Below are 12,612 nucleotides of genomic sequence, written 5' to 3'. Positions count from 1 at the left end.
CGCTGATCTCAAACTACCACATCGGATACCGACTGAATAACGACGAGCAGGGTCGCAGTGCTGGCTCCATGGCTTCCGAAAGTCCAATGGCGGCCGCGCTTTTCCGGAGGCGCGCGGCTTGCAAGGGTGCAACCTGTAGGGTACGACCAATCGAAAGTTGATGGGGCACCAACTCTTATTTAGATGAAACCGATAGCTGAACGGCTGCTTTTTCCCAAAGGCCGCATTCACCAATTCCTCGTCGTCGCAATACTGGCCTGCGTCTTTTCGCTTGCGCTGACGGGCAGGCAGGTCACCCAGGCAAACTGGGGCTTGATCGACGACCACGAGGTGTTCACCTATCTGGGGTCCGATCTGCGGCTGCCCTTTGGCGAGATATGGCAAACGCTGATCACCAAGACCGAGGTCGGCCAGCTCCAGGGCCGTTTTCGTCCGACCTTCTACATCCTGAAACTCACAGAAACATCCCTGTTCGGCGCGGACGTCCATCTCTGGTATCTGGTGAACAGCGCCTGCTTCGCCATCTTCCTGGCTTCGATTTGGTGGGGACTTGTGCGGTTCATCGGCGTGTGGCTCAGCGGGGCCCTGACCGCGGCCATCGCGGTCCTGCCGATGTGGGCCGATGTCTGGTCGCGGCTGGGGCCTTCGGAGATCTTCGGCACGGCCAGTCTTGGGCTGATGCTGTTCGCTGCCGACGCCATCCTGTTTGCCGAGGGGCGCAGGTTGAGGCTCTGCGCAGCCGTCGCGCTCACCCTGTTTGCCGTCATTCTCGCGGGCCTCAAGGAAACCTTCATCCCGGTCGCCGCAGGCCTCCCGGCTTTTGTCCTTGGTTATGCGGTCGTGACCCGCCGCCTGCCGCCGTTGCTTGTCGCTGGGCTCGGGCTGCTGCTCACGGCTTATATTGTGGCAATCGGCGTTGTCGTCGTTCGGGAGATGCGCTCGGCAGGCGCGGATTATTACGGTCGGTCCGCCGGCCCCATCGTCACGGTGCGTTACGCGCTGCTCGGCCTGATCGACGGCGTTGCGCGCACCTGGTGGGTGTGGGTCCTGCCGATCGCCGCCCTTCAGCTGCTCAAGATCATACCGGCCCGCAGCTGGAAGCAGCGGGTTCTGGAGTCGGCGCCGGCATTCGCGGCCTATGCGTTCCTGCTCGCCATGTACGCCGCCCAGTGCGGGCTCTATCGCATGCTGTTTCCGCACAACAACCGCTATGACTTTCCGGCGATGCTGCTGATCCCGCTCACGGCATGCATCCTGATCGCCGAGCTCGCACACAAAGCGGGCCCCCACTACCCGAAGCGAACGTTGGATCATGCGCTGTGCGCGGCCGCCTTCTTCGTCGTCTTCTTCCTGGTGACGAGCCATCTCGGCCAGCCCCCGGCGCTCGCCTCGGCCGTCAAACGCAACATCGAAACCACCAACGGGTTCTTCACGGAAGTGCAGAGGCTCGCGCAGCTTGCGAAGGCGTCGCCCGACCAGCCTATCATCATCGAGGCTGGAGGACCGCTCGCCTATGAAGGCGTTCACTCGCTCCCGCAATTCCTGACGGCCCTCGGCGTGACGAACACGATTTCCGTCCGCTACCGCGGGGACGAACCCTCACGCGGCCCGCTTCTCGAAACCCTGCAGCGGCAGTTGATGAACATGGAGACGGCGCGGACCGGCACCCTCACGCCGCTGGCCGAGACATGGGCGAAACACGCCGGAGGCTGCCTCAGCGTCGGACTCTATACGCGTCCCGACCCTGCCTGCGTGGGGTTTCAGATCATCAACGGTTTGGATCCCGCAGCGCTGCGTTCGTCGCCCTGAGGTACGGTGCTCCATGACACACGCATCGCTCACGACTTCGCCTGACGGGACGGTCTCGCCGTTCCTGTCGATCGTGGTGCCCTGCTTCAACGAGCAGGAAGGAATTGCGCATCTCGTCGAGCGCTGCCGCGCCAGCGCGGCGACCATCTTCGGCGACGACTACGAGGTCATTCTCATCGACGACGGCTCGACCGACAACACGTGGGACATGATCCGCGAGGAGATCGGCAAGTGCGCCCAGGTTACGGGCATCCGGCTGTCGCGGAACTTCGGGCACCAGATCGCACTCACCGCAGGCCTCGCCGCCGTCAAGGGAAGCGTGGTTCTGGTCATTGATGCCGATCTGCAGGACCCGCCGGAACTGGTCGGCCCGATGCTGCAGCGGATGCGGGAAACCCGCGCCGATGTGGTCTACGGCCAAAGGCGCAGCCGAGCCGGCGAAGGCTGGTTCAAGAAGAAGTCCGCCAGCCTGTTCTATCGCCTGCTCGAGCGTACCACCGACATCATCATTCCCAGGGATACCGGCGACTTCCGCCTGATGTCCCGTCGCGTGGCCGACCTCGTTGCCCGGATGCCGGAGCGGGACAGGTTCATCCGCGGCATGGTCGCTTCACTCGGTTTCAGGCAGGTGCCGTTCGTCTACGACCGGCAGGAGCGTTTCGCCGGGAGAACCAAATACCCGCTCCGCAAGATGGTGGCGTTCGCGACCGACGCCTTTCTCGGCTATTCCATGGTGTTGCTGCGGTTCTCGTCGCTGGCGGCGCTCGGCATGTTTCTGGTTCTGCTGGTCGTCGCCGGCTATTCCCTCTATTCCTGGATGTATCTGGAGGTCGTGCCGGGCTGGACCAGCCTGATGATCTCGACGATTCTGGCCTCGCTTTTCCAGCTCGTTTCGCTCAGCATCATCGGCGAATATGTCGGCAGGATCTATCTGAGCAGCAAGGAGAGGCCCCTGTTTGTGGTCGACGCGATCGAACGGCGCGGGCATGACGGCGGGGAGCCGGCCGCGTCCGCTGGCGTCGATCCGCAAGCGCGCCCACCGCAGGGGATTGAGACCTGAATGGCCTCATCGTCACCACGCAGGACAAGCGGCCTTGACCCGATCTGAAGGCTCGCTGCGCCTCGGCAAGGCGATCGGCATCCTGCTCTGTGCCGCGATCCTTGCCAGCCACCTGTTCTCGATGTCGCGATGGTCCGAAGACCGCGGCGTCAACGACGACATCTGCTATCTCCGGCAAGCGCATCTGTTTCAGCGCTTTGGTCTCGGCGGTCTCGATACGAGCTTCGCGCGGGATGACGACGGCTATTTCGTCGCAAAGATGAAGAAGCTGCCGACCTGGCGAGATGGCCAGGGCCCGGTGTGCCACACGGCGATGCCGGAGACCGGCAAGCTGGTCTTGCAGTACCCTCCCGGCACCGGCCTCGTGCTGGCACTGTTCCCGTCCGGCCATCAGGTCGTGCCGCTTTATGCCATCTGCACGCTGATCATCTTCCTGTTTGCCTTTGCCGCGATCTGGCTGTCGCGATCGAGAGCGCAGCTGGCCATCGCGACCGCCTTCGGCTTTGTCGCCATCTACGTGATGATCAATCCAGTCAAGGCGAGTTACTCGATCGCACCGACCATGGTGCTCTGCGCCGCCGCCGGATGGCTGACCGCCCGGCTGTTCGCCGAAGAACGGCAAATGCCGCGGATGCTTCTCATTCTGGTCACCGGCTTCTTGATCGGCATCGCGGTCAACATGCGGGTGCCGAACGTTCTTCTCTCGACCGGTTATTGCGTCTATCTGCTCGTCGCCTTTCTGGAAGCGCCAAAGGCCACGCGGTTTCTCGAGGGAGCGCTGTTCGCCGCAGCGCTCGTGATCGGCATGATCCCGACCCTCGCGGCCAACGCCATCAACGCCGGCAGTCCCTTCGCGACCACCTATAGCGCCGGCGATGTGGTTCCTCCCTCGCTCGACGCTGAGACCATTCGATCCTATCTCGGTGACCCGCAGTCGCTCTTGATTCTTCTTTCCGCCGCCTGGACGGTGTGGATCTGGCGGCGGGGTCACGGACGTCTCGCGTGTCTGCTCGGAAGCGGGCTTGCGATCAATCTGGCCTTCTTCGTCAGCCACCCGATCTATACCCAGTACTATGTGATCCCGATCTGCGCGCTGACCCTCTGGACGCTGCTGTTTGCGTCGCTGATGCCGCGCGAGGCGGCTAGCCGATCAGCTGCTTTGCCGCCGCCGAGATCATCACCAGCCCGCCTGTGATCACCGCGACATCGAGGATCGCGGTGTGGATGTGCACCGGCATCCGCTCGACAAAAGCCTTTGCGAGGAAGGCGCCAGGGATCGCGATCCCGCCGATCAGCAGCGCGAAGGCGAGCACCTGCGCGGTGACGGCGCCGGCGAGCCCGAACACCGAGATCTTGATGAGGCCGGTGCCGAGCGAGATCATGGCGTCGGTCGCGATCACCGCGGCGCCTTCGAGGCCGGCCGCCATCAAGAGCGAGAGCAGGATGACGCCGGAGCCGGAGGTGCCGCCGACCAGCACGCCGTAACCGACGGATCCGGCGGCAAGGCCGCCGTCGCCGATCCGCACGCTTCGGCGGCGGAGCACCCGGCGCAGCGGCACGCTCAGGATCAGCATGGTGCCGATGACGAGCGCGGCGCCCGCATTGGTCAGCCGGGTGTAGCCGTAGGCGCCGAGTGCGGTCGTCAGCGCGGCGCAGGCCAGCACGATCAGCGCGCGGCGGCGGTCGGCGTAGCGCAGGTAAGCAACCGCGCGGCTGCAATTGGTGAAGATGGCCGAGATCGCGATGATCGGCACCACAGGCTCGGCGCCGACCAGCGGCACCAGCACCAGCGGCATCAGCGCGCCGGTGCCGTAGCCGGCGAGACCACCGATGATCGAAGCAAACAACGCCATCAACGCGACCAGCAGAAGCTGAAAGATCGAGATGTCGGCAAAGGCTGAGACGATGGTCACGTTCTCTCGTCGCGGCTGATGCGGGCCGCAGCTTGATCGGCGATGGCAGCGAGCGCGGCTTCATCTAGTGGAAAATCCGCCGCAAGCCAAGCATCCTCGGCGAGCGTCAACACATGTCCGAGTGCGGGTCCTTCGGCGAGGCCGCGCGCGATGAAGTCGGCGGCCTTCAGCGGGAATTTCGGCGCAGTCCAGCGCTGCGGCAGCTCAGCGAGCGCGCGCCAGTGCGTTGAGGTGACGTCGCCGCCGCTCCTCGCCCAACCGAGCAACACGCGATCGTGATAGCGCTCGGCACCGAGCCGGTAGAGCAGCCGCCGTGCATTGGCGGCGTCCTTGGTGGCGAGGCGCCACCAGCGATGGCCCATGGAATCCAGCCCCTTGGTCTCGGCGTTGGAGAGCCGCAGGCGCGCGGCGACGCGCTTGGCATCCTCGGTCACGGCGACGGTGAGCGCAGCGAGGCGCCGCGTCGCGTTCGCGGGCAGGCCGAGCTCGCGCTCGATCGCGATCATCGTCGCCAGCGGCCCGGTGTAGACCACGCCGCCGGTCAGCGTCTGCAGCAGGCCGCCCTCGGCCATGGCCAGCGCGGCCGCGGATGCGCCCGATGTCACCAGCAGCTTCAGCATCTCCATCCGCACCCGCTCGGCCGACAGGCTGGCAAGGCCGGCGCGTCCGCGGATGCAGGCGAGCGTGCCGTCGCGGTCGGGATCGCCGGCGCCGAAGGCGGCATGGATGCGGAAGAAGCGCAGGATGCGCAAATAATCCTCGGCGATGCGCTGGTCGGGATCGCCGATGAAGCGCACGCGGCGGGCTTTGGCGTCCGCAATGCCGCCGACATGGTCGTAGACCACGCCGCGCGCGTCGACCGACAGGCCGTTCATGGTGAAGTCGCGCCGCTCGGCGTCCTTCACCCAGTCGCGGCCGAACGCGACCTTGGCCTTGCGGCCGAAGGTCTCGGTGTCCTCGCGCAGCGTCGTGACCTCATAGGGATGGCTGTCGATGACCAGCGTGATGGTGCCGTGGTCGATGCCGGTCGGCACAGCCTTGATGCCGGCGGCCTTGGCGCGCCGCACCACCTCCTCGGGCCGCGCCGTGGTCGCGATGTCGATGTCGCCGGGCACAAGACCGAGCAGCGCGTTGCGCACGGCGCCGCCGACCACCCGCGCCTCCTCGCCGTCGGCGTTGAGCAGTGCCAGGACACGCGCGGTCCCGCCTGCAGTCAGCCAGGGCGCATCAGCGAGTATCGGCTCCGCGCTCATCGTGCTGCCCCTATTTCTCCACGCCCGGCACCAGCCTGCCGTTCTCGATATGGGCGGGAACGTAGGTCGAATCCGGGGCGGCGCCGGAGAAATGCGCAAAGCCGATCAGCCCCGCGATCACCAGCACGAGCGCAGCCAGGACGAGGCGCGCGACGATTGTGACCGGCCAGGACGAGCGCGCGAACAGGCCGGACCGCGTGGCGGCCAGGAACAGCGCATAGACGGCAAAGGGAATGAGGAAGATTCCGATCTCGGTCAGGACCGGCCGGATCATGATGAATAGATCCGCTCATACAGCACACGCAGCATTCCGGCCGTCGCGCCCCAGATGTAACGTTCCGCGAACGGCATGGCATAGTAGAACCGCTCCATGCCGCGGAATTCCTTGCTGTGCACCTGATGGTTCACCGGGTTCATCAGGAAGGACAGCGGCACCTCGAAGGCGTCATCGACCTCGGATTGGTTGATGGTGAGCGAAAAGCCCGGCCGCACCCGCGCAACCGTCGGCAGGATGCGGAAGCCGAACGCGGTGCCGTAGAGATCGAGATAACCGATCGGCTCGACGAAATCCCTGGACAGACCGACCTCCTCCTCGGCCTCGCGCAGCGCCGCGTCGAGCGGCGAGGAATCGGTCGCGTCGATCTTGCCTCCGGGAAAGGCGATCTGGCCGGCATGATCGTTGAGATGTGCCGAGCGCTGCGTCAGCAAAATCGTGGGTTCGGGATGGTCGACCACCGCGATCAGGACCGCTGCGGGACGCACCGGCTGCTCGCGCGCGACGATCTCCAGCATCTTGTCGGTGCCGGGATCGCCCGAGGCGGGAATGATGTTGGGATCGTAGAGGCCGGCCGGCACGTCGAAGCCGAGCTTCGCCTTCGAACGGGCGAAAAAATCCGCCGCGCCGAGCGCAACCGGATCACTCTTCAGGATAGGCTTGTTCAAAGCGCGGCCCTCACCTGCTCCGCATCGGCCATGGCGAAGAACTCACCTGACGATTCGACGCCAAACATCGGCTGGCCATCGACCATCCGCTCCTCGCCCATGTCAACCAGATCGTAATAGAGCGCCCGTGTGACCTTGGCCCAGAGATCGGCACGGACGTGCAAATACGGCGTCAGCCCGCCATCCGCGGCCTGCGCGAAGCGCAGCCGGTGCGCGGCATCGCAGGTGACCCAGTCGTCGACATTGGTGCGGAAGCGCAGCACGCGATGCGTTCCCTCGCCGTCTTTCTGCATCTCGACCGCCATGAAGGGCGCGTCATCGACGCGGATGCCGACCTTCTCCACCGGCGTGACCAGGAAGTGCTGATCACCCTCGCGCTTGAGGATGGTCGAAAACAGGCGCACCAGCGCGGGACGTCCGATTGGCGTCCCCAAGTAGAACCAAGTACCATCGGAGGCGATTCGGATGTCGAGATCGCCGCAAAACGGCGGATTCCACAGATGTACCGGCGGCAGGCCTTTCTTGCTGCCTTCGGCATCGGCAGCATTTTTGGCAGCGGCCGTCAGCCCATCGAGACCACGATCGGCGCTCTGCCCTTGGTTCGCCATGGTTTGCCCTGACTTTGTCTTTGGCACGATTGGTGCAGGTCTACGTTGTACTCGGGTCAACGGTTCCACCCCGGATTGGCCCGGTGTGGAAGTCGCCACTTCGTGATGCCGTACATAACCCGAAGCCGATAAGGTGGGGATAGGTTAATTCAACGAATACATGGCCTTCCTGCAAGTCTAGCATAAGGCCCATGAGCTGAAATGATGACCTGCGCGATGTGGTGACATGACGGCCCAAGCCGCAGGGCGGGCTGAAGGAGCGAACGGATGGCGGAGAGTGTCGAGAAACTCGAGGACGGGATCGTCCGTTCGGCCGAGCAGGTGTCGAGCCAGATTCGCGCTGCGAAGGATGCGATCGCGTCCATCATCTTCGGCCAGGATCGGGTGATCGAGAATACGCTGGTCACCATCCTCTCCGGCGGACACGCGCTTCTGATCGGCGTGCCCGGCCTTGCCAAGACCAAGCTGGTCGAGACGCTCGGCGTCACGCTCGGCCTCGATGCCAAGCGCATCCAGTTCACGCCCGACCTGATGCCGTCGGACATCCTCGGCGCCGAGGTGCTCGACGAAAGCACCGCGGGCAAGCGCGCCTTCCGCTTCATTTCGGGTCCGGTGTTCGCGCAGCTGCTGATGGCCGACGAGATCAACCGCGCCAGCCCGCGCACGCAATCGGCGCTGCTGCAGGCGATGCAGGAGCAGCACATCACCGTCGCCGGCGCGCGCCACGATCTGCCGAAGCCGTTCCACGTGCTCGCGACGCAAAACCCGCTGGAGCAGGAAGGCACCTATCCGCTGCCCGAAGCGCAGCTCGACCGCTTCCTGATGGAGATCGACGTCGATTATCCCGATCGCGACGCCGAGCGCCGCATCCTGTTCGAAACCACCGGCGCCGAAGAAACGCTCGCCAGGGGCGCGATGACGGCGGATGCGCTGATCACCGCGCAGCGGCTGATCCGCCGCCTGCCGGTCGGCGATTCCGTGGTCGAAGCCATCCTGTCGCTGGTGCGCTCGGCCCGCCCGGGTCCGGACGCCGGCGAAGCCGGCAAGTTCATCGCCTGGGGCCCGGGTCCGCGCGCCAGCCAATCCCTGATGCTGGCGGTGCGCGCACGCGCGCTGATCGACGGACGCCTCGCGCCCTCGATCGACGACGTGCTCGACCTCGCCGAGCCCGTGCTGAAGCACCGCATGGCGCTGACGTTCCAGGCGCGTGCCGAGGGCCGCACGATTCCGGACGTGATCAAGCAGCTCAAGACACGGATCGGTTGATGGCCGCAGAGACCGGGCACACGGCGAAGGAGGTCATCGCGATCCGACGAGCTGATGGCGAAAGCCGCACGCTCGCAGCCTCCTTGCCGCGCCTGGTGCTCGAGGCCCGCCGCATCGCCGCCAACGTCATCCACGGCCTGCACGGCCGGCGCCGCGCCGGCTCCGGCGAAAATTTCTGGCAATACCGCCGCTTCGTCTCGGGCGAGCCGGCGCAGAACGTCGACTGGCGCCGTTCGGCGCGCGACGACCATCTCTATGTTCGCGAGCTCGAATGGGAAGCCTCGCACACGGTCTGGATCTGGCCCGACCGCTCGCCCTCGATGGCATTCGCCTCGAAGACCGCGCGCGAATCCAAGCTGGAACGCACGCTGATCGTCGCCTTCGCGCTGGCCGAGCTCTTGGTCTCCGGCGGCGAACGGGTCGGCATTCCCGGCCTGATGGCGCCGACCGCGAGCCGCAGCGTCATCGACAAGATGGCGCAGGCGATGCTGCATGACGATGCCGACCGATTGAGCCTGCCGCCGTCCTTCGTGCCCGCGGCGCTGGCCGAAACCATCGTGCTCTCGGATTTCTGGTCGCCGCTACAGGAGATCAGGACCACGCTCGCGGGCCTCTCCGGCTCCGGCGCGCATGGCACGCTGGTGCAAATCGTCGATCCGGCCGAGGAGAGCTTCCCCTATTCCGGGCGCGTCGAGTTCGTCGAGCCCGAAGGTTTTGGCGTGATCACCGCCGGCCGCGCCGAGAGCTGGGCGCAGGATTACACCGCGCGGCTCGCACTGCACCGCGACCAGATCCGCGCCGAGACCAACAAGCTCGACTGGCTGTTCACCACGCACGCCACCGACCGCTCCGCGGCCGAGCTCCTGCTGTTCCTGCATGCCGGCATGCAAGTGAGCAAGTCGGGCGCCCGCATCACCACGATCAAGGCGGGGCCGGTCGCATGATGGGATTGCCGCTCGCCTTCACCGAACCGCTGCTCCTGATCGGCCTCGTCAGCCTGCCGGTGCTGTGGTGGCTGCTCCGCGTGATGCCGCCGCGGCCGCGCCGCATCGAATTTCCGCCGACCCGCCTGCTGTTCGACATCGCCCCGCGCGAAGAGACGCCGTCGCGAACGCCGTGGTGGCTGACCGCGCTCCGCCTGCTCGCCGCAGCCCTCGTCATCTTCGCCGCCGCCGGCCCGATCTGGAATCCGCAAACCGGGCTTGCCGGCAGCAAGGCGCCGCTGATGATCATGCTCGATGACGGCTGGAGTGCCGCCTCGCACTGGGATGTCAGGATCAGGGCCGCCGACGAGCTGATCGCCAATGCCGACAACGACCGCCGCGCCATCGCGCTGGTGCCGCTGTCCGAGCCGAACCGCGACATCACGCTGATGCCGGCGGGTGCGGCGCGTGTCGCGCTGCGTCAGCTCGCGCCAAAGCCCTATTCGATCGACCGCGTCGAGACGCTGGCTGCGGTCGACCGCTTCCTGAAAGCGACCGGCGATTGCGAGATCGCCTGGCTGTCCGACGGCGTCGATACCGGCCGCGGCGAGGACTTCGTGGCCGGCCTCGGCAAGACCATCGGCGAGCGCAGCCTGACCATCTTCGAAGGCGGCACCTCCGCGCCGCTGGCGCTGGTTGCGGCCGAGAACGCCGCCGCGAAGATGACGGTGAAGGTGCTGCGCACCGACAGCGGCATCGCGGTCGGCACCGTGCGCGCGCTGGACCAGAAGGCCTCGCCGATCGGCGAAGCGCGCTTCTCGTTCGGCCCGCAGGACAAGGAGACCGACGCCGCATTCGATCTGCCGGTCGAGCTGCGCAACGACATCACCCGGCTCGAGATCTCGGGCGAGCGCTCCGCCGGCGCGGTGCAGCTGCTCGACAAGCGCTGGCGCCGCCGCGCCATCGGCATCGTCTCGGGCTCGACCAGCGAGACCGCGCAGCCGTTGCTTGCGCCGACCTTCTACCTCACCCGCGCGCTGGCGCCGTTCGCCGACGTCAGGCTCGCCGACAAGGGCTCGCCGCAGCAGGGCATCACACAATTTCTGGACCAGAAGCTGCCGATGATCATCCTCGCCGATGTCGGCACCATCGCGCCGGAGCTGCGCGAGCGCCTCAATGCCTGGGTCGACCAGGGCGGCGTGCTGGTGCGGTTCGCCGGCCCGCGCCTGGCGCAGGCCGAGGACGACCTCGTGCCGGTCAAGCTGCGCAAGGGCGGCCGCACGCTCGGCGGCAGCCTGACCTGGGAGAAGCCGCAGCATCTCGCCTCGTTCGCCGGCGACGGCCCATTCGCCGGCGTCGCGGTCCCCAAGGACGTCACTGTGAGCCGCCAGGTGCTGGCCGAGCCCGACGCGGTGCTCGCCACCAAGAGCTGGGCCTCGCTCGAAGACGGCACGCCGCTCGTCACCGGCGAGCATCGCGGCAAGGGCCTCGTCAGCCTGTTCCATGTCAGCGCCGACATGCGCTGGTCGGATCTGCCGATGTCGGGCACCTTCGTCGAGTTGCTGCGGCGGGTGGTCGACATGTCCGGCTACACGTCCAAGCCCGGCGCAGGCGTCGCCAGCGAAGCGACCACTGAGACGGTGGCGCCGCTGCACATCCTCGACGGCTTTGGCGCCTTCGGCCCGCCGCCGGCGACCGCAAAGCCTCTCCCTGCGGACTATCGCGACCGCGCCACATCAGATCATCCGCCGGGCTTCTATGGTCCGGCCGAAGGACCGCTCGCCGTGAACACGCTTGCTGCCGCCGACCGCATCGCGGCCCTCAACACCGCGAGCCTGCGCGCCCGGCACGCCACCTACACCAATGCCGAGCCGCGCGACTTGCGTGGCTGGCTGCTGTCGACGGCGCTCGCGCTGTTCCTGATCGACGCCATCATCGTCGCGGTGCTCGGCGGCGGCATCGCCGCGCTGCTGCGCCGCCGCGCCGCGCCTGCCATGATCGTCCTTGGCCTCGTGCTCGCGGGCCTGGTCTCGCTCTCGCCGACGCCGGCACGCGCCGACAGCGCCGCAGACGATTTTGCGATGAGAGCGACGTCGCAGACCCGCCTCGCCTATGTCGTGACAGGCAATGCCGACGTCGATTCCATCGTCAAGGCCGGCATGTCCGGACTGACACTGTTCTTGGCCCAGCGCACCGCGCTGGAGGCAGGCGACCCCGTCGGGATCGATCCCGCGCGCGACGAGCTCGCCTTCTTCCCTCTGATCTACTGGCCGATCGTGCCGGGCGCGCCCAAGCCGCCGCAGGACGCCATCAACAAGATCGACGCCTACATGAAGCAGGGCGGCACCGTGCTGTTCGACACCCGCGACGCGATCGAAGCCCCGCCCGGCGCGAACGGCGCGGCGCAGACCCCGGGCATGCAGACGCTGCGCGAGATCCTGTCATCGCTCGACGTGCCCGAGCTCGAGCCGGTGCCGCGCGAGCACGTGCTGACCAAGACCTTCTATCTGCTGCGCGATTTCCCCGGCCGTTTCGTTACCGGTCAGACCTGGGTCGAGACCCTGCCGCGCGAAGACGAGGACGAGGACAGCGCACAGCGGCCGGCGCGCGGCGGCGACGGTGTCTCGCCGATCATCATCACCTCGAACGATCTTGCCGGCGCCTGGGCCGTGCGGCCCGACGGCCAGGCCATGCTGCCGGTGACCGGCGGCGATACCCGCCAGCGCGAATTCGCCTACCGCGCCGGCGCCAACATCGTGATGTACACGCTGACCGGCAACTACAAGGCCGACCAGGTGCACGCACCGGCCCTGATCGAACGGTTGGGGCAATAGGACC

General features: G+C 66.5%; 11 protein-coding genes. 6 read left to right on the top strand and 5 right to left on the bottom strand.

Annotated elements, in window-relative coordinates:
• Positions 1-183: 183 nt before the first annotated feature.
• From CO669_RS31935 to CO669_RS31925, 3 genes are read left to right on the top strand one after another with little or no spacing between them, the layout of a single operon-like run.
• Complete coding sequence (locus tag CO669_RS31935; protein ID WP_097666134.1) at positions 184-1,809, top strand: hypothetical protein; 1,626 nt, start codon at positions 184-186, stop codon at positions 1,807-1,809.
• Between the two features lie 13 nt (positions 1,810-1,822).
• A complete protein-coding gene (locus CO669_RS31930) occupies positions 1,823-2,869 on the top strand; it encodes a glycosyltransferase family 2 protein (RefSeq protein ID WP_097666132.1) in 1,047 nt (348 codons plus the stop codon).
• Between the two features lie 34 nt (positions 2,870-2,903).
• On the top strand, positions 2,904-4,064 hold the full coding sequence (locus CO669_RS31925; protein ID WP_245444605.1) for a hypothetical protein: 1,161 nt from the start codon (positions 2,904-2,906) through the stop codon (positions 4,062-4,064).
• On the opposite strand, the gene CO669_RS31920 is transcribed toward CO669_RS31925, so the two are convergent.
• The 5 genes from CO669_RS31920 to CO669_RS31900 are packed head-to-tail and all read right to left on the bottom strand — an operon-like array spanning position 4,012 to position 7,585.
• The gene (locus CO669_RS31920; protein WP_097666130.1) at positions 4,012-4,782 is read right to left on the bottom strand and encodes a sulfite exporter TauE/SafE family protein; all 771 of its coding nucleotides are present in this window, start codon (positions 4,780-4,782) and stop codon (positions 4,012-4,014) included. The two genes, CO669_RS31925 and CO669_RS31920, sit on opposite strands and share 53 nt — an antisense overlap.
• Positions 4,779-6,035, bottom strand: coding sequence for a CCA tRNA nucleotidyltransferase (locus CO669_RS31915; RefSeq protein WP_097666128.1), 1,257 nt, complete (start codon positions 6,033-6,035; stop codon positions 4,779-4,781). The genes CO669_RS31920 and CO669_RS31915 overlap by 4 nt, the downstream gene beginning before the upstream one ends.
• Positions 6,036-6,045: 10 nt before the next feature.
• Complete coding sequence (locus CO669_RS31910; RefSeq protein ID WP_097666125.1) at positions 6,046-6,309, bottom strand: DUF6111 family protein; 264 nt, start codon at positions 6,307-6,309, stop codon at positions 6,046-6,048.
• Entirely contained in the window at positions 6,306-6,977 is a 672-nt protein-coding gene (locus CO669_RS31905) for a CoA pyrophosphatase (protein WP_097666124.1), read from the bottom strand. Before CO669_RS31905 ends, CO669_RS31910 begins: the two co-directional genes overlap by 4 nt.
• Positions 6,974-7,585: a DUF1285 domain-containing protein gene (locus tag CO669_RS31900; protein ID WP_097666122.1), complete on the bottom strand. Its 612-nt coding sequence runs from the start codon at positions 7,583-7,585 to the stop codon at positions 6,974-6,976. The genes CO669_RS31905 and CO669_RS31900 overlap by 4 nt, the downstream gene beginning before the upstream one ends.
• Before the next feature lie 267 nt (positions 7,586-7,852).
• Between CO669_RS31900 and CO669_RS31895 the strand changes: the two genes are divergently transcribed.
• From CO669_RS31895 to CO669_RS31885, 3 genes are read left to right on the top strand one after another with little or no spacing between them, the layout of a single operon-like run.
• Positions 7,853-8,851, top strand: a complete 999-nt coding sequence (locus tag CO669_RS31895; protein WP_097666120.1) for an AAA family ATPase — start codon at positions 7,853-7,855, stop codon at positions 8,849-8,851.
• Positions 8,851-9,795: a DUF58 domain-containing protein gene (locus CO669_RS31890; RefSeq protein WP_097666118.1), complete on the top strand. Its 945-nt coding sequence runs from the start codon at positions 8,851-8,853 to the stop codon at positions 9,793-9,795. The genes CO669_RS31895 and CO669_RS31890 overlap by 1 nt, the downstream gene beginning before the upstream one ends.
• Positions 9,792-12,608, top strand: coding sequence for a DUF4159 domain-containing protein (locus tag CO669_RS31885; protein WP_097666116.1), 2,817 nt, complete (start codon positions 9,792-9,794; stop codon positions 12,606-12,608). The genes CO669_RS31890 and CO669_RS31885 overlap by 4 nt, the downstream gene beginning before the upstream one ends.
• The last annotated feature ends 4 nt before the right edge of the window (positions 12,609-12,612 follow it).

Origin of the sequence: Bradyrhizobium sp. Y36, from assembly GCF_002531575.1 — a bacterium.
GTDB lineage: Bacteria > Pseudomonadota > Alphaproteobacteria > Rhizobiales > Xanthobacteraceae > Bradyrhizobium.
The sequence above is the reverse complement of the archived record's forward strand: the minus strand, read 5'-3'. Positions and strand labels throughout refer to the sequence as shown.

Coding starts and splice junctions, on each gene's coding strand:
- CO669_RS31935 (WP_097666134.1), top strand. CDS start 184: ATGAAACCGATAGCTGAACGGCTGCTTTTTCCCAAAGGCCGCATTCAC.
- CO669_RS31930 (WP_097666132.1), top strand. CDS start 1,823: ATGACACACGCATCGCTCACGACTTCGCCTGACGGGACGGTCTCGCCG.
- CO669_RS31915 (WP_097666128.1), bottom strand. CDS start 6,035: ATGAGCGCGGAGCCGATACTCGCTGATGCGCCCTGGCTGACTGCAGGC.
- CO669_RS31910 (WP_097666125.1), bottom strand. CDS start 6,309: ATGATCCGGCCGGTCCTGACCGAGATCGGAATCTTCCTCATTCCCTTT.
- CO669_RS31900 (WP_097666122.1), bottom strand. CDS start 7,585: ATGGCGAACCAAGGGCAGAGCGCCGATCGTGGTCTCGATGGGCTGACG.
- CO669_RS31895 (WP_097666120.1), top strand. CDS start 7,853: ATGGCGGAGAGTGTCGAGAAACTCGAGGACGGGATCGTCCGTTCGGCC.
- CO669_RS31890 (WP_097666118.1), top strand. CDS start 8,851: ATGGCCGCAGAGACCGGGCACACGGCGAAGGAGGTCATCGCGATCCGA.
- CO669_RS31885 (WP_097666116.1), top strand. CDS start 9,792: ATGATGGGATTGCCGCTCGCCTTCACCGAACCGCTGCTCCTGATCGGC.